At 53.7% G+C, this 15,914-nt stretch carries 22 protein-coding genes; 5 read left to right on the top strand and 17 right to left on the bottom strand.

The features are described 5' to 3' along the window. The 13 genes from E4U03_RS09575 to E4U03_RS09515 form a co-directional block, all read right to left on the bottom strand. The coding region (locus E4U03_RS09575) for a helix-turn-helix domain-containing protein (RefSeq protein ID WP_194210403.1) at positions 1-711 on the bottom strand (711 nt) is incomplete at its 3' end. A 420-nt stretch (positions 712-1,131) separates the two neighbouring features. Continuing rightward, the gene (locus E4U03_RS09570; protein ID WP_135013322.1) at positions 1,132-1,485 is read right to left on the bottom strand and encodes a hypothetical protein; all 354 of its coding nucleotides are present in this window, start codon (positions 1,483-1,485) and stop codon (positions 1,132-1,134) included. After that, on the bottom strand, positions 1,482-1,931 hold the full coding sequence (locus E4U03_RS09565) for a hypothetical protein (protein WP_135013320.1): 450 nt from the start codon (positions 1,929-1,931) through the stop codon (positions 1,482-1,484). Before E4U03_RS09565 ends, E4U03_RS09570 begins: the two co-directional genes overlap by 4 nt. Then, entirely contained in the window at positions 1,924-2,514 is a 591-nt protein-coding gene (locus tag E4U03_RS09560) for an ERF family protein (protein WP_167752390.1), read from the bottom strand. Before E4U03_RS09560 ends, E4U03_RS09565 begins: the two co-directional genes overlap by 8 nt. Then, on the bottom strand, positions 2,507-2,923 hold the full coding sequence (locus E4U03_RS09555; RefSeq protein WP_135013316.1) for a hypothetical protein: 417 nt from the start codon (positions 2,921-2,923) through the stop codon (positions 2,507-2,509). The genes E4U03_RS09560 and E4U03_RS09555 overlap by 8 nt, the downstream gene beginning before the upstream one ends. Positions 2,924-3,048: 125 nt before the next feature. After that, positions 3,049-3,642 carry a polymer-forming cytoskeletal protein gene (locus E4U03_RS09550; protein ID WP_135013314.1) on the bottom strand — a complete coding sequence of 198 codons (594 nt, stop codon included), beginning with the start codon at positions 3,640-3,642 and terminating at the stop codon, positions 3,049-3,051. A gap of 366 nt (positions 3,643-4,008) precedes the next feature. Then, the gene (locus E4U03_RS09545; RefSeq protein ID WP_135013312.1) at positions 4,009-4,803 is read right to left on the bottom strand and encodes a phage antirepressor; all 795 of its coding nucleotides are present in this window, start codon (positions 4,801-4,803) and stop codon (positions 4,009-4,011) included. A gap of 147 nt (positions 4,804-4,950) precedes the next feature. Next, positions 4,951-6,162: a helix-turn-helix domain-containing protein gene (locus E4U03_RS09540; RefSeq protein ID WP_135013310.1), complete on the bottom strand. Its 1,212-nt coding sequence runs from the start codon at positions 6,160-6,162 to the stop codon at positions 4,951-4,953. Continuing rightward, the gene (locus E4U03_RS09535; protein WP_135013309.1) at positions 6,119-6,790 is read right to left on the bottom strand and encodes a hypothetical protein; all 672 of its coding nucleotides are present in this window, start codon (positions 6,788-6,790) and stop codon (positions 6,119-6,121) included. The genes E4U03_RS09540 and E4U03_RS09535 overlap by 44 nt, the downstream gene beginning before the upstream one ends. A gap of 72 nt (positions 6,791-6,862) precedes the next feature. Next, a complete protein-coding gene (locus tag E4U03_RS09530; RefSeq protein WP_135013307.1) occupies positions 6,863-7,141 on the bottom strand; it encodes a hypothetical protein in 279 nt (92 codons plus the stop codon). 139 nt (positions 7,142-7,280) lie between these two features. After that, complete coding sequence (locus tag E4U03_RS09525; RefSeq protein ID WP_135013306.1) at positions 7,281-7,598, bottom strand: hypothetical protein; 318 nt, start codon at positions 7,596-7,598, stop codon at positions 7,281-7,283. A gap of 18 nt (positions 7,599-7,616) precedes the next feature. Further along, on the bottom strand, positions 7,617-7,874 hold the full coding sequence (locus tag E4U03_RS09520; RefSeq protein WP_135013305.1) for a hypothetical protein: 258 nt from the start codon (positions 7,872-7,874) through the stop codon (positions 7,617-7,619). Between the two features lie 158 nt (positions 7,875-8,032). Then, positions 8,033-8,281 carry a hypothetical protein gene (locus E4U03_RS09515; RefSeq protein ID WP_135013304.1) on the bottom strand — a complete coding sequence of 83 codons (249 nt, stop codon included), beginning with the start codon at positions 8,279-8,281 and terminating at the stop codon, positions 8,033-8,035. Positions 8,282-8,479: 198 nt separating this feature from the next. Between E4U03_RS09515 and E4U03_RS09510 the strand changes: the two genes are divergently transcribed. From E4U03_RS09510 to E4U03_RS09490, 5 genes are all read left to right on the top strand, one after another. Further along, positions 8,480-8,977, top strand: a complete 498-nt coding sequence (locus E4U03_RS09510) for a helix-turn-helix domain-containing protein (RefSeq protein WP_167752389.1) — start codon at positions 8,480-8,482, stop codon at positions 8,975-8,977. Continuing rightward, a complete protein-coding gene (locus tag E4U03_RS09505; protein ID WP_135013302.1) occupies positions 8,967-9,377 on the top strand; it encodes an ImmA/IrrE family metallo-endopeptidase in 411 nt (136 codons plus the stop codon). Before E4U03_RS09510 ends, E4U03_RS09505 begins: the two co-directional genes overlap by 11 nt. A 59-nt stretch (positions 9,378-9,436) precedes the next feature. Continuing rightward, positions 9,437-10,639: a GmrSD restriction endonuclease domain-containing protein gene (locus E4U03_RS09500; RefSeq protein ID WP_135013301.1), complete on the top strand. Its 1,203-nt coding sequence runs from the start codon at positions 9,437-9,439 to the stop codon at positions 10,637-10,639. A gap of 69 nt (positions 10,640-10,708) precedes the next feature. Next, a complete protein-coding gene (locus E4U03_RS09495) occupies positions 10,709-11,011 on the top strand; it encodes a hypothetical protein (protein ID WP_135013300.1) in 303 nt (100 codons plus the stop codon). 193 nt (positions 11,012-11,204) lie between these two features. Then, positions 11,205-12,293: a tyrosine-type recombinase/integrase gene (locus E4U03_RS09490; protein ID WP_167752388.1), complete on the top strand. Its 1,089-nt coding sequence runs from the start codon at positions 11,205-11,207 to the stop codon at positions 12,291-12,293. Positions 12,294-12,410: 117 nt separating this feature from the next. Here E4U03_RS09490 and E4U03_RS13580 read toward each other — a convergent pair whose 3' ends face one another. From E4U03_RS13580 to E4U03_RS09475, 4 genes are read right to left on the bottom strand one after another with little or no spacing between them, the layout of a single operon-like run. Further along, on the bottom strand, positions 12,411-12,542 hold the full coding sequence (locus tag E4U03_RS13580; protein ID WP_265588583.1) for a hypothetical protein: 132 nt from the start codon (positions 12,540-12,542) through the stop codon (positions 12,411-12,413). A gap of 51 nt (positions 12,543-12,593) precedes the next feature. Beyond that, entirely contained in the window at positions 12,594-13,529 is a 936-nt protein-coding gene (locus E4U03_RS09485; protein WP_135013298.1) for a type II secretion system F family protein, read from the bottom strand. Beyond that, positions 13,526-14,380, bottom strand: a complete 855-nt coding sequence (locus E4U03_RS09480; protein ID WP_135013297.1) for a type II secretion system F family protein — start codon at positions 14,378-14,380, stop codon at positions 13,526-13,528. Before E4U03_RS09480 ends, E4U03_RS09485 begins: the two co-directional genes overlap by 4 nt. Continuing rightward, positions 14,377-15,621, bottom strand: a complete 1,245-nt coding sequence (locus tag E4U03_RS09475) for a CpaF family protein (protein WP_135013296.1) — start codon at positions 15,619-15,621, stop codon at positions 14,377-14,379. Before E4U03_RS09475 ends, E4U03_RS09480 begins: the two co-directional genes overlap by 4 nt. Positions 15,622-15,914 lie beyond the last annotated feature (293 nt).

The raw sequence follows: 15,914 nt of genomic DNA, 5'->3' as shown, positions 1-15,914 counted from the left end.
GCCGTCTTCCCAGCCTCTGGTGTTGAGCCAGCGGGTGGGGGTTTTGGTGTAGCGGGGGTCGCGGTTGGGGTTGTCGCGGTAGCGTCCGGCTGCGGCTATGAGGTGGGAGGCGTTGTTGAAGTGGGAGGCTGAGCGCCAGGCGTTGTAGGCGTCGAGTTTGCCTTCTTTGCGGGGGTAGGCTTCCCAGAATTGTTCGAAGGCTGGGGAGTAGTGGACGCGTCCGGGGGCGGGGCGTTTCCGCTCCCCCACTGTTTCGTGTGCGTGCGCGTTATTAATGGGGTGTAGTTCTTTAGAACTACTGGGGTTAATGGGAGTGTGCGCCATCGGTGGCGTAGCGGCTGGCTCCATTTGGCGTAGCGGTGTGTCCGATTTGGCGTATACGCCATTTTGGCGTACGTCATCTTGGCGTACCGGCGCTACGTCATCTTGGCGTACCGGCTGATTTTCCCTAACCCCCGGCAACCGATAAACAGTCGCATGCTTCTCACCCCGAGAACCCATCTTCTCCAACTCCCCCGAATCAATAAGCTCAGCAATCTTCCGCTGCGCAGTTCGGTGACCGATACGGCACATCTTCGAAATGGTCTTAGCCGAAACCCACGCACGCTCCCCCTCCCGGTTGGCGGCGTCCGCAACGGCCAGCAATACCAAGCGAGCAGTACCCTCAGCTTGAGAATGTTCCCACACCCATGTTGTTGCCTGTACACTCACGGTAGCTTCCTTTCTTTAGGTGAAAGCCCCGGTGCGTTGGCACCGGGGCAACAAAAAAGACGCACCTCAAAAAAGCACGTCATCAAACATCACAAGAACCGGCCCACGGGAACCGGCCCCCAGAATCATCCAGCCCAAACCACCCATCCGGATAAAGAACAGGGCACCGCAACGGGTCAAGATACCGGCATAGCTTCCACCCGCTCCTACGCCCACGGTCAGCAAAATCAGCGTTAGATTCCAGCAACATGTTCTCCACGGCGCACATAGTAATCAGGTTCGCCGGGGTATCAAACAACTTGCTACCGCCCATACCGCGGTTTATCCGGTGCTGGATAGTCAGCCCATGCGAGACGCCACAGGCTACGCAGGCGTTACCATCACGCTCATACACCAGCTCACGGGTCTTAGCGCTAAGCATCACCGCTCACCAACCCCAGCCACCGAATAAGTAGCCAACACTGAACGGTTCACGGTTTGATAAGCCATAAGCTCAGACTGCAAAGACCTCGCCAGCCGGTCAGCATAACGGTAAGCAGCATCAGCTACATCAAGAGCTTCACGCTCATCAACAGTCGCCAGCACCGCCCGATACTTCTTCTCAGTCTGCGGGCACTCAGCCCGCACATAAACACTCGCATACGCCTGCTCATAAGCCCGCTCAGCCTCTTTGAAAGCCTGGTAGCGCCTATCACACTCCCCGGCAGAGCGGGCTATGCGGTTACTCAACTCAAGAATTTTCTGCTCAACCTGCGCAGGGAATATCTCGGTCACTGCTCAACCTGCAAAACGCTAGCCACTGATAGCTTCTCTGCCGCCAGAGCCCGCGAAAGAACCCCAGCACCATCTCTAGCAGTGCGAACAACAATTTTTGGGGCAGGCTCGACCAGCTCAAACCCAGGGATAAGCTCCCCTTCTGCCGTTACCGGCTCCTTAGAAACAGCTGCAACCCAACCAGGATCAAGAAAAGGTTCAAACTTCACAACCTGCGGATTATTTTCTTGCGCCCACTTCAAAGCGGCCACCGGGTCAGCTAACTTGAACGAGGCCTTAGCCTGTTCAAAACTGATTGTCCCCATAGACTCCCCATCAATAGCGGCGCCATTACGATCACCAGGAGTTTTACCTGCTCCCCATTGCGCCCGTTTCTCATCTAAAGAGGCCTTAATCTGCTTCTGCAGCAGAGTCAGCGCCAGAATTTCCTGAGGTAAATTACTCATGATTATTTCCTTCCTGTAGTCCAGCAAGCGCCTTCGCCCCTGCTGTCAACATCTCTTGTGGTGCATCTCCCTGCGTGCGTGCCCACGCTAGAAAATCTGTCAGCTTATCCGTGCCCTGGTCATACGCCCGGTTATAAAGCTCAACCCAGTTACGAGCAACTGACGGTTCTGGGCTCTCCCCGTCAGGGTCAATATCGTTAGTCGGAATGCACAATGACTGTGCAAGGAACGTTTTTTCCGCGAAAGTCATTGCCTTTTGTGTAGCCTTGTCACCAAAGTCCGTAGCCTCCGCAGGCACCGAGACCTCAAAATAAGACCCATCTTCTGCGGCCACCGTGTACCACTGGGTAATAGACACAGCAAACTGCACACCACCGCTTTTAGTTTGTCGCTGCTCGGTCGACACTCGCTCAGTGAGTGATGGGTAATAGAAAACCCCGTGCCTTGAGAGCAAGGGGTTTAGATGGTTCTTGATATCGTCGATGCTTCGGTATTGGAACCGCTGTTGCTGGTTCACCGAGTCCTTACCGATGGCTTTCAACTCAGCAAGGACAGCATGCCACCGCTTGTGTGCTTCACTCATTTTCTGGTTTCTCCTTTGTGAGATTCTTTGTGCTAACCGCCCGTTCCCCCAAAGAAACGTAAGCATCTTCAAGACGTAACAGGTGCTGGTCAATCATGGAAGCCTGGACATACGCAGGCTTGCGCGGCGACTGAGAAACATTGACGTATTCCACACCGTCCTTATCAAAGCGCCTATCAAGATGGGGGAACTCCGCCGGACGGCGCAGAAGGACATCGAAAGCCTTAATGCCCCCATGCCCCTCCTGCCACCAAGGGTTCTTAGAATCAAGCGAGGGGATAACCAGCCCCTCATGCCAGCTGTCAAAATCATCGCACCAGGCAACATAATCACCTTCTCGTAGGTCAGCGCCAGTGACACGCTCCCAGCCATCAGCTAGCAAAAGTCGCTCAATTGTGCTGTCGTTCATCAATAAAATCCTTCGTGGTGTAGTAGGTGAATACAGCAAGCGGCGCGATCACTAGGAGCGCGCCGCCAGTAGGGGTAGGGTTCAAAACAGCCAGGGGTATAAGAAAAGCCCAGCACAGCAGGGCCTTAGCTCTCAGAGTCATTACCCCACCTTGCAATACGGGCACGGAAAACCTGGCACAGCGCCAGCATCTCTTCACGAGCCTCATCAGCGGCAGCGCCGCTTGTCTCCACCCATTCCTCTTCCTTGAAGAGGGCTTCGAGCTCTTCAACGGTTCCTGACCAGCACCCCATTTGGATGGTGTGCTTGCCATTTTTTTCTTTGAAGAGGGTCGTGCGTAGCCGCCGGCTGGTATAGGTGATAAGGTGCATGTAATCGGCGCCCCTGGAGACCACAGCGTTACCGTAGACCCGTGCACTACCGTAGACCTCGGCGTTACCGTAGACCTCAGCTTCCCCGTAGACCCGAGCGTTACCGTAGACCCGAGCGTCGCCGGCGACCCGTGCACTACCGTAGACCTCAGCTTCCCCGTAGACCTCAGCTTCCCCGTAGACCCAAGCGTCACCGGAGAGGTTCTTCGCACCCTCAACCCAGCCGCCTTCATCACCGACAGACACACCAAAACGCGGCAAATCACGGGTAGCACGGATACGGTGCAGAGTCACACCAGCCCAGTTAACTTTGGTCTCGCCAGTGAACTCATAATGTAAATCAGTCATTGTCAAATTCCTTATCATCGTCAGGGTCAGCGAAATAGCTGTCGCAGGGGCAGTCGTATGGTTCAGGCGTCCCACATACAGGACAGGCCGCTTCGTCCTCCGGCAGCGTGTCAAAACGAAAATGGTCAGGCGAAAAAATACTCACTGCTTCTCCCACCGCCCCGCACGCTCCCTATCCATATACGCCTCAACATCCTCAACAGGAATACACAACTTACGGCCATAAAGCCACGCATTAGCCATCAACGGATGCCCAGCAGACTTAAAATTCCTCAAAGTCTTAGGCTCAAGCCCCACATAGACGCTCAGCTCATGGGTGTAGTAATGCCCCCGGCGCTCAATAGCAGCAAAATCAAGACCCGCCACCTAAGCCACCCCCTCAAGCGCAAAAGGAGGCAGCAGAAGTTCCCGCAGTTTATGCAAACCCTTAGGCGTTAGATGAATCTTCGGGTTAGCGACTTTACGCATCCCAGGAATCAGGGAAGAGTAATCAGGCCGAGTCTTAGCAACGGCAGTGATAAGACCCTGCTTCTTGCGTGTCTCATTCGGAACCCAGGCCCCGCCCTCTCGATAAATCCAGCCAAGCTCACCGAGCTTAGTGAAAAGGTTGTTCCGGCCAATATTGATACCGGCCTCCCCCAGCAGAGTAGAGGCGTATTTGACGCTAATTAGACCAGTTGCTCCTAAGAACTCGTCATACGCCTGTGCCTTTGGCGCTAGCACCTTGTTTTCTTCAACCAGTGCTAGGCGGGCTTTCTCGGTCTCAATGAATTTCTCGGCCCATTCAAGCGCGGTTTCTGGCTGCTTCTCGACCGTGTAGGAGCCGGTCTTACGGATAGCCGGCAGGACGTCGTCAGTTACCCAGGACTCGAACGGTTCCGCAGCTGGGGAATTAGAGCGCATAATGACCCGGTACAGGTTGCCCTCGTCAATGATGGTGGTGAGCTGACGGCCACCGGCTGTAGGGGTATAAGTTTTGCTTACCCCCTTTTCGCGGAGCCTGTTGGCTACCACTGAGGCGTTGGTCAGCCCGAGTGCCTTCACCAAGTCGGCCAGCACGAACCAAGGCTCGCCGTCTAAGAGCAGCGCCCGCAGGGTCAGCCCGTTGAAATCAAAAGCTTGCACACCACCGTGTGCGTTGATGTTTGGTAGAATTTCCATTGGATTAATCCCCTTCCAAGGGATAACAAAAGCCCCTGACGAGTACACGCCAGGGGCTTTATTCCCTAAATATTCAAATTAACTTACAAAATAGGCACAAAAATAGGCCCCACCAAACGGCGAGCCATCAAAGAAACAAGTTATAAACTAACAAGCCCTCCAAGAATCAAGACTCACAATATCTGCGGGAGAACCATCATCTACTTCCTCCTCCAAAACATCAGCCCAAGGAGAATCCAGCTGCCGCAACACAGAACTCAAAATATCCCACGGCAAAAAAGTCTCCGAACGCAACACCTCAACAGTGGGCAAAAGACCAAAAACCGCAGACACAATAGCCGCAAGAACACGGGGCTTCTCCGGCAAACGCTCAAGAGCACCCGGCTCCTGCACCCTCCAGCTCTTACCAGTAGCACGGTCCTTATTATTAGATAACTGTCGATAAATAGACGAATACCTAAAATCATCAATCAGACCTAAAGTACGACCATATCGAGCGATAGCCGCTATCGACACCCCCCATTTCCTTTTCAAAGGAAGCAAGGATAAAGGCGTCGCATGATTAGGCCACTCCTTCATAATCTCAGCAGGCGGAATCAAGAAACGAATAGCGAAATCAAAAGCCTCTTCTTCCTTACTCTCCCCTGCTCTATACCTGTGCAGCACCAAGTGCCCAAGCTCATGCGCAACAGAAAGCCGCTGCCTTTCCCAGGCAGTATCCATACGCACAGCAATCACCGGAATATCAATACCAGCACCACTTGTCCATGACGAATAAGCATCATGATTAGGCACATGAGCAACTAAATCACTAACAGTCGGAACAACAATAACCCCGTTTTTCTCTAAAAGACTGACAAGATTACCAATAGGTTCATCAGGCCTCAGCCGAAGAATCTCCCGCGCCCGCTGCACTATACCGTCCATATCATCGAGGTAATCAAGGTCCTCTAACTGGACAGGGAAAAGTTCAACCTTCCGAGTCTTAACTAACTGAACAATATACTCGGTAATGATTTTCAAAAAAATAGACTGAGAAGAAGCCTCTTTTTTCGTAAGGGTTGAACTAGCACGAAAATGTAAATCTGAGTTCTTAATATAACTCACTGGAGGATGAACCAAATATTCTTCTTCCACCCCCAGAAAATCAGCTATCACCCGAACCTCAGCAACAGACAATTCCGTACTTTCCGTACTCTCAAGGTGAGAAATAGCACTAGGAGTCTTTCCAAGCTCTTCGGCTAACCTTTTAGCTGTTACCCCCCTGAGAGTTCTAACATCTTTTACGCGCTCACCAAATACAGCAACCCTTGTGTTAGGCAGTGTGAGAGGTAGACTCTCCTCCATTTTCTTCAGCATCCCCTTCCTTTACTATTTCTGGCTCTGAAATTTTCATCTTGTTCACGAACTCGACAAAGTCATCTTCGTCCTTAACTACTTGTTGGGGTATCTGATGGTCAAGCAAAACGATATCTTCCCAGCACGGATTACCGTCCTCTAGTGGCGCAATCCCTACCGCTTTAACCCCTCGCTGGTCACGGCTGCTGTATAGCTCTATGCACAATGCATATTCCTGCATAGCTTCACCAAAGAGTACGTCAGCAAGTGCCTTATCGACTCCCTCGACACGGGCTTTACCGTGGTTCATCAAGGAGTGAAGATCCTTATCTTTAGGCACTGTACGCACCGCAAGAGATAAGTGTCCGTCAATGGTTATCTTGCAAGAGTTCCCCCTCCGGGAAACGGTAATTCCATCTTCGGTAAACTCGGGTTCACTCAGCCGTGATTCTAGAATTGCTTTGGCCGTATCTATCTGCACCGTACGCTCACGGTTCTGCCTGTTCTCAAAGCCCTTGATAGTCTCAAGGCCTTTTTCCTGGCTCTCGCTCGCTTGATAGACACTCTTATCAGCCTCTCTAGCAATGCGGTGAAGTCGAGGTTCATAAGGCTGAAGGTCCTCGGATAGGCGTGGGTGCAAGATAGCCACCTTTCAACTTTTAGGGTTAAAAATCATGTAAAACCATTAAATACACCCCTTTGCTTTTAGTCAAGCCAGCCTCTAGCCTGATAGCTTCTCAGATTCTTCCTGCCATACCTGCTGGCTAATCCCATCAATCTCAGACCAGATGAACGTTGAAATATCAATGTAAGAAAACGCTGGCTCGTCAAGCCGTGCACCCTTACGAGCAACTGTTTCGTTAAGCTTCTGCTCAAAATCGATGAGAGCCACGATGCGAGGGTCAAGCCCATGTGGAGAATCGGTGTTTTCGTTCATGCGGCGTATGACAGCTCTCTGTACTTCTCCTCGTCGCTTTAGTATTTCGAGTAAATTGGCCATCTGGTAGACTCCTTACTGTTGATTGCAAGCCCGCTCCTCTTGTCTCCAGGAGGGCGGGTGTTCTTTGTGGTAATCTGAAACCCACATTCGGCCCGCATGCTCTTGGCTTGCGGGTCATTTCTTTATTCGTGAAAACTTGTCAAAAGCTACCAGCAACACGGGACAACAACCGCCTCATGCGAGCTGAGCTCTTCTTTTGGAGACTCTCAATCAGCGGGTAGCCGAGATAAGGCCTGAGCTCTTCCCCCTTGCCATGGCTCGTGGCACGGAAGTTCTCAATATGTTTCTGAAACTCTTTGCGGTCTGGGATATGCACTATGGACGAGTATTCCCTTGCCTGGCTGATGGTTGGGGGCATACTTCCCGTGCGCTGGGCATGGTACTCGATAGCTGAAACGACGCGGTGACTTCCGTAAACAAGTGCGGCAGCTAATAGCGTTGCGCCAATATTCTTCATAATAAGAATCCTTCTTCTCTAGTAGTTCATAAGCCCTAGCGCCCGGTCAGCGTTCCGTGTGGCACGCTCGCCGGTAGGGTCTGAATAGCCGATGATACGGGCAAGGTCTATGAGCATCTTCTTGTCATACTTGCCCTGCTTGAGCTGGTTAGCCCAGCGGTCAGCAAGTGATGTGCTGAGTGAGCCACCGTTAGCTCTGGCCTTATCAAGCAGTGTCGCTTTAATAAAGGTCTTAGTGGCAGAACGGTCAATGCCCAATAGTTCTTCAAGGAACATAGGGGTGCCCTATCCTTTCTGACTCCGAACCGCGAACGGTAAGTGAGGTGGGTACGGGATACACCGCACCCTGTTTTTGGGTGCAACAAACACCGGGTAGGTGGTTGTGTGTTTTTTGCGGGGCAAATAAACCCGACCCCACAACGGGCTAAGGGAACTTAGGCGGCCTTTGCCATTTCCAGAATTTCTTCGTAGGTCTCTACCGTCATGTCCTGGATAGGAATACGGAACCTGTAGGACATCAGGATTGTCTCAGCAAAGCTGGGTGTGGACTTGCCTTCCCGCCAGTTCTTTAGCTTGGTGTATGAGACGCCTAGCAGGATAGCTAGGTCATTCCATTTATGGATACCTGCTTCGTACTTGATTCGGTCAAGTACGCGGGGATTGAAATGTGGCTCCTGCGCCATGGTGTCACCTCCTCACTTCGTGATAGTTCAATAATAGACAGAGGTTGTTCATGATTGCAAGCTGTCCCAGAGAGGAAACCCCCAAACCCCCAGACACCAGCAGTGTTTCTCCTAGTCAAGAGGTGTAAAAAATTTTCTAGAAATAGCAGGTATTTGCTCAAACTTGATACTTCTGTCTATTTATGCAAGGCTTGGAGAGTGAACATTGAACAGTATCTACAGCACTCCACTGGGCTTTCCACCGCAAAAATTGCCGAGAAGGCGGGACTAACCCATACAAAGCTCAGCCGCCAATTCAACGGCGTCTCAGCCCTAACACTAGACACTATCTATCAGCTCGCAAGGGGTCTTGACCTAGACTTCCTCACCTTGGCAGTTGAAGCCCAGCTGATAGAAGAGGAATATGCGCAAACACTCAGAACGCGCAATGACATCACGGCATTTACTGACCAAGAACTCACAGCAGAAGTCCTTCGTCGTATGGGAAGTACCGCCACAATAGACCCAGATAACCCATTCGATACAAACCCATATGAGCCGACACCCTTCGCAGAGGCCCTTAAAACTCAGGAAGACTACGAAGCTGAGCTAGCCCAAATCCTTGCAGACGTACCAGAGGACTACGACATAGCCGCCAGAAAGGCACGGAAGCTGCGCCCAGGCGAAGAAAGAGGAGTCGAATACTATGAGGGATAACCGCGACCCCTGGGCCGAAGCTGAGCGGCGCGGCGTGAAAATCATCGAAGTACCACGCCGCGCCCTCAAAAACCGGGACGGAATCACCCACGGCAACACCATCTACATCGCAGCCGACCTCACCGGCAGAGAACTCATCAGCGTCCTATGGCACGAACTAGGACACCACGCCCGCGGCGACAGCTGCTTCCCCAGAGCGCTCACCCCGAGGATAGAAGCAGCGTGTGACCTCTACGCGGCGCAAGCGCTTATTAACGAGCAAGAACTCCTACGCCTAGCGTCCATCTATCCCGATAACCCTGCGAGGATAGCCTATGAGCTTGGCGTCGCCGACTGGGTGCTGGACGCCTGGGCAAGGGCCTACCCTCTAGTGGCAATAGAAGAATATGCCGCGGCATAACCAACCTATAGCCGATCCCCCTCACATAAAATCACCTGCCCCTGAAAGGAACCCCTCTCATGTCTGCCCCTAAACCCCAAAGCACTTGGTCTGAGCTGATAACGTCTCTCAAACGTTTTTGGCAGCAGTTGAACGGCAAGCAAAAAGCCCTTGGCGGAGCCGCCGTAGCCCTAGCTATCCTTATCGTCACCGGGGTAACCATCAACGGCAACACATATGAGGCCGCCAGGCAAGCCAAGGTAGAAGAAGCCGCAGCCTCTGTCGGCGCCCGCCAGCAGACTACCGCACCAAGCACCGCTACCTCTGACGCTAAGCCAGCCGCGCCTGAGCCCACGCCAGAAGCAACCAACGCCCCCGAACCTGTTGCACTCGAAGAAGAGAAGGACATCCAAGCTGTACCCGAAGCGGCCACCGCTGACGGCCCCGAAGCACAAGCCGCCTGGGACCTACTGGACACGCTCGAAGTAAAGGGGCGCGCACCCAAAACCGGCTACGACCGTGCACTCTTCGGCCAGCGCTGGGCAGATGTTGACATGAACGGTTGCGATACACGCAACGACATCCTACGCCGAGACCTCACCAGTATCACCGTAAAACCCGGCACCAACGGCTGTAAGGTTATGTCCGGTGTACTAGATGACCCTTACACCGGGTATACCATTAACTTCCGGTATGGCGAAACAATCTCTGCTACCGTACAAATCGACCATGTCGTTGCCCTATCTGATGCATGGCAAACCGGAGCGCAGCAGATGGACGCAACCACCCGTGAAGCTTTCGCAAATGACCCCGAGAACCTCCTCGCAGTACATGGCCCTGCCAACCAGCAAAAAGGTGACGGTGACGCTGCAACCTGGCTACCCTCAAACACTTCCTACCGCTGCACCTATGTAGGTAAACAGATTCAAGTGAAAGCTAAGTACGGGCTGTGGGTGAAGCAAGCTGAGAAGGATGCCATGCAACGTGTGCTCTCCAATTGTGGGGCCGTGGCCCCTGCCCCTGTGGTGGAAGAACCGGCCCCGGTAGTAGAAGAGCCAGCACCTGTGGCTCCTGCCCCCGTTGAGCAGCCCGCGCAGATGGCCCCCGCACCTGTCGAGCAAGCCCCAGTTGAACAGCCTGCACCAGTTGCACCCGCACAAGCACCCTACAAGAATTGCGCCGAAGCCCGTGCCGCAGGCGACACCCCCGTGTACTCCAGTAACCCACGCTACGCACCGCACCTTGACCGTGACGGTGACGGCGTAGGTTGCGAGCGCGGCTAGCCAATCACCTACCGCCCCGGCTACCCCTGCCGGGGCGCCTCTATATTTAACCTCTAAAAAGGAACGCCCATGCGCCTCTTACTGGCCCCAACTATCGCCAAGCTTCTACACACGAAGCTCAAGCGCAAACGCCTCACCCTACCCATGGTTTCAGAGCGTACTGGTCTACCTCTAGAACACCTCGAAAACATCTTCGAGCACCACACCACGACCCTTACCTTCGACGACCTCGAAATCATTTGCGGGCCTCTTGGCATAGACCCCGCCCCGCTCCTGGCCGAAGCCTGCCACCGCACAGACCAACAGCACATGCGTGACGCGGTTAATTCGTTCCCTACCTTCGACGTCCTTGCCGAACGTGGCGAACTCTAACATTGGCCAAAGTCGGCCAGAGTTGACCGCCCCGTGCCACGCCCCCTGGGAAAAACATCCCAAAAAGACACCAAAAACGGGGCAACGACAAAAAATCTCACGCTTTCTCACGAACCACCCTCACGTTTTCTCACGCCCCCTGAAAGGCCACCCCATGCGCCCACCCCTACCCCTCGGAACCCACGGGGACATCATGACCACCAAACTCGCTACAGGCAAATGGAAAGCCCGAGCCTACTACCGCGACGAAACCGGACGCCGCCGCGACATCACCACCACAGCCCCCACCAAAGCCGCAGCAACCAACCGCCTCAAAGAAAAAATCGCCAACCACCAGCCAACCGAAGCAACCCTCGCCCAAACCAAACTCGCTGATTTCACCGAACAATGGTTCGAGCAATACGCCCAAACTGTGGGGTACTCCGCGCAGCGGCAAACACGCTCCATCATCGACAACCACATCAAACCCGTAGGAGGCAAGAGACTCAACGAAATCACCGTCCCCTGGCTCGACAAACAAATCACCAAAGCCACAGTCAAAAAGGTAGAGAACCACCGCACCCGTGGCGGACTCAGCACAGCACGCCGCCTACGTGACGTGTACAAGATGATTCTGGCGGAAGCGGTACGCCAGGGGGCGATACTGGATAACCCCGCTCTCAAAACCCCACCCATCAAAATTGAACGCCCCGAGCTCAAGGTTCTCGCCCCGGCACAACTCACCCAGCTACGCCACCACATGCGAGACTTCTACCAGGACTACCCCTACTGGACGCGCGCCAAAGAATGGCTGCCGGATATGGTGGACTTCCTCGTCGGCACCGGCGTGCGTGTGGGTGAGGCTATCGCCCTACGCTGGGAGGACATCGACTTGGAGAGCGGGCTGTGCACTATCCGTGCCACAGCGATCATTAGCGCCGGGGCTAGTGTCTACCAGCCTTTCACTAAGACCCGGCATGTGCGGGCGGTGCTACTGCCAGATTGGCTGGTTCTCACCCTTGTATCGCGTGGGCCAGGTGAAGGATTTGTGTTCCAGGTGAAAGACGGGGGGATGGTGAAGTATGGGGTGCTCGCTAGCAACTTTGCGAAGGCTCTACCGGAGGGGTTGGGGTGGGTGACGCCTAAGACGATTCGTGCTTCTGTGGCGACGATGATTGAGCGTGAGCTTGGTGTTGAGGCGGCAGGTGTGCAGTTGGGGCATGATGATTTTAAGACTACGAAGAAGTCGTATATTGAGCGGCGTGGTGTGTCTAATGCGGTGGGGGTGTTGAACTCACTATAAACTCACCACTTTGAAAGGGGCACGATAGGACGTAAGGGGTTGCTTCAAGTCAGTGTTTCAAGCGGTATTTACCCAGGTCAGAGCACATATATGGATACGACAGGACGCAACGTGAAGTTACCCCCAAGACTCCATGGTAATCATCACCCAGCCAGGCACGTCCCCGCGCTCAGGGTCATCCTGGCTTGCCAGAGGCGCAACAAGGCTGAGAAGGGCTTTGAGGTAGGTGTCGGTCATGAACTTCTTCATGGGATTCTCCTTTGAATATGAGTGTGATAGAAGGTGCCCAAGCGGGCGGGTTTAGAAGTTAAGATTCAGTAGGGAAAGGCCAGGAAACATCGCAAACAGTACGGTGAGGGGAAGTATCAGAAACACGACAGGGGCCATCATCCCGATTTCTTTCTTCCCGGCAGTTTCCATGAGCTCTCGTTTAGCGTTATCACGCACGTCCTGGGCCTGGGCCCGCAAGACATCTGCCAGGGGCGTGCCGCGTTCAATCGCAACAACCAGGCCATCCACAAAACGGGATAAGGCTGCTACCGAGGTACGCTGCGAAAAACTTTGCAAAGCGACCACGAGGGACTCACCGGAACGAGTCATCGCGAGAATAGTTTGGAATTCGCGAGAAAGCTCTCCCTGCGAACTCCGCACCACCCGTTCGAGCGACCCGATGGCAGATTCCCCAGCGGTAACAGATAGAGCCATGAGCTCTGCCAAAGCAGGAAATTCAGCCAGCATGGCTTTCTCCCGTTTTGCGATCTGCTGAGACAGCCAATAGTCGCGTGCAAGGAAGCCAGCACAGGCACCCAGAACAATCAGCAGGACTCCCGGCACGAAACTTACCGTCCCTTGGGCGAGCCCCACAGCCGCCAAACAAATACAGAGAGTAGCTGCCAAGAGACTCCAGAGCACCTGTTGCACCCGGTACTCTGCGATTGTCAGATGCCCACCTAACTGGGTAAGTCGTTTTTCGAGGGCCACCGTATCAAAGCTAGACTTACCGAGACTCCGGTAAATCTTTTCAACCCACGGTGCAAGGAGGGCAGCGCTCGCCCCGTAAATACCTTCAGGTAGCGTGCTATACGGTGTGTCCGGGCGGTTCTTCTTAAGCTCCGCCGCACGAAGCTGAGGCGCTATACGGTCTGCAAAGCTCTCACGGCGCTGGGTCCAGATACTCGAAAGCACCAGCCAGACTCCTGCCGCTAGGAAAAGGCCGAGGAGAAGGGAAAAGTTCATGCCAGCACCCTCTTCTCTTCCGGTAGAGCACCGATACGCATCATCAACCGGTAAGCGATGACGGTCAGGGCTAGGCCACTCCCTAACACTAGGAACCCCGCAAAGCTGTTATAAATTCTGATCGTACTTGGTTGCGTAGCCATAAGGCCCAGGACGACCCAGGGAGCAACACAGGCAAGGCGGGCAGCGTTGACCGTCCACGACTGTCGAGCCTCAAGTTCAGCGCGTGTCCTGCTGTTCTCACGGAGGAAAGTGCTCAAGGTCCCCAGAAGACGACCTAAATCAGTTCCACCCACCTCGCGAGTAACTTTGAGGGCCTCAATGATATTGTCAGCGGTGGGGTCGCTCAAGCGGTCCTTGAGCCGGTTCAGTGCCGGAAGAAACTCACCGCTAGCGCGGTAATCTGAAGCAAAACTAGTAAAAGCTGGACGCAGGGGCTCCGGCCCCCGGTACTGGAGCTGCATGAGGGCGTCCGGAAGCGACAAACCTGCACGGATTGCTGACCGCAGGTGGTCTACCGCGTCCGGCCATAAATCCCGTAACTGAGCCTGCCGCTGAGCGGCACGATGCTTAACCACTAACCGAGGGCTAAAGAATCCAACACCCGCAGTGAGAGCAGCCAGAGGAACCAGTGAGGTCAACGCGAAGGTCAGCACCATTGCAACAAAAGCAGCTACAGCAGAAACCATATAAAACATAGCTACCGTGAACTTTTCTAAATCTGCCTGGCGCAGCAGCTGTTGTATCGCCGGGACTTTTCGTTCTTTTTTCTCCTTAGCGGGAAGCTCCCAAAAGGACATATAGATCAAGAGGGCACCAATACCAAACATCAGCCCGAATAAAGCACTCATGCCAGTGCCCCCTCGCAGTTAAGAAGGGTCTCAGGGGCGTAGCCAGCACGAATAAATTTCTCAGGCGAAGGCACCTCAGAAGCAACGCATACCAGCTGATCGCCTTCTCGTCTAAACAGTGTGCTGGTTTCAATCACCCCGTTTTCGACCCGGTTACCAACGGCAAGAATCTCTCGCACCTGCCGTTTGCCCCGCAGATTACGGTCGCAGTGAACCACTAAATCAAAGCAAGAAGCCACGGTGGGAACGACAAACGAACTCGAAATGTTATCGCCAGCCAAGAGCGGAAGGGTACACATCTTCGTGATTGCATCGCGAGCTGAGTTAGCGTGGATAGTACAAAGCCCCGGGAGCCCGGAATTGAGCGCAATGAGCATATCAAGAGACTCAGCTTCGCGCACCTCACCAATGATGAGGCGGTCGGGCCTCATGCGCAAAGCCTCTTTCACCAGGCGCCGGAGAGGAATCTCGCCGTGGCCTTCCAGGTTGGGCTGACGGCACTGCAAATTCACAACATCGCGGAGGGGAATTTTGAGCTCAAAAATCTCCTCGCAGGTAATAACGCGCTCCCGCATGCCAATAGATGCTGACAGACAGTTCAACATGGTTGTTTTGCCAGCCTGAGTAGCACCAGAGACCAGGCAATTTAACCCGCTGGCCACGGCTGCATCTAAAAACTTTGCCGCATCTAAGCTGAGAGACCCCAGCTTGACCAAATCACTCAAGCGAGTTGCTCGCGCAATAAACTTACGGATATTGATGGCCCAATGACGGCGGGTAACATCAGGAATAGCTACATGGAGCCTAGAACCATCGGGCAAGGAGCTGTCGACAAAAGGTGTGCTCAAATCAAGACGTCGTCCCGAGGTCTTGAGCATACGCTCTACCAGCGCACGAATCTGTTCCTCGCTCAGGGTAAGCCCTGTGAGCTCAGACTCTCCAGCACGAGCCACAAAAATCTCGTCCGGAGCGTTAATCCAGATCTCTTCAACAGAGCTATCGTCAAGATACTGCTGAATCTCGCCAAAGCCGCATACCTTGTCGAACAGGGAGCTGATAAGGGAGTCAGCGTTCTCAAGTCGCGGCACTACGCCCCGTAGCATCTGGCGCTCGTACTCAGCGATGGCCTGCTGGATGAGCTCCTTAGCTTCCACCTGCTGTACGAGTGGGTCGATGCTGCTTCGGCGAATCAAGTCACGCACGTCTGCTTCAACCAGCTCTTCTGCTTGCGCTATAGACATCTGTCCCCCTTACGCTCCATTGCGATCAGTCGATGAATTACCAAACAAGATACAGTTGATTAGGTAAAACAATCAAACGCCCCAGGGCTACCCTGTGGATAACTGTGCCCCGCACACCCTTACCCAGCCAACAAGAATACAATGAAGTTAGACCTGACAAGCCATAACGCATGAAGGCTAGAGTTTTTCCACAGCGCCTTAGACCTCATGCGGATAATCGTAATGTTTTGACACACAACTAGTTACTGACTAGTAACAACGCACAAAAATGCCCACAAGCTATCTAGCTTGTG

This window comes from Rothia nasimurium (assembly GCF_004569295.1).
Taxonomy (GTDB): Bacteria; Actinomycetota; Actinomycetes; order Actinomycetales; family Micrococcaceae; genus Rothia; species Rothia nasimurium_B.
This window is presented reverse-complemented; position numbering and strand designations above follow the sequence as displayed.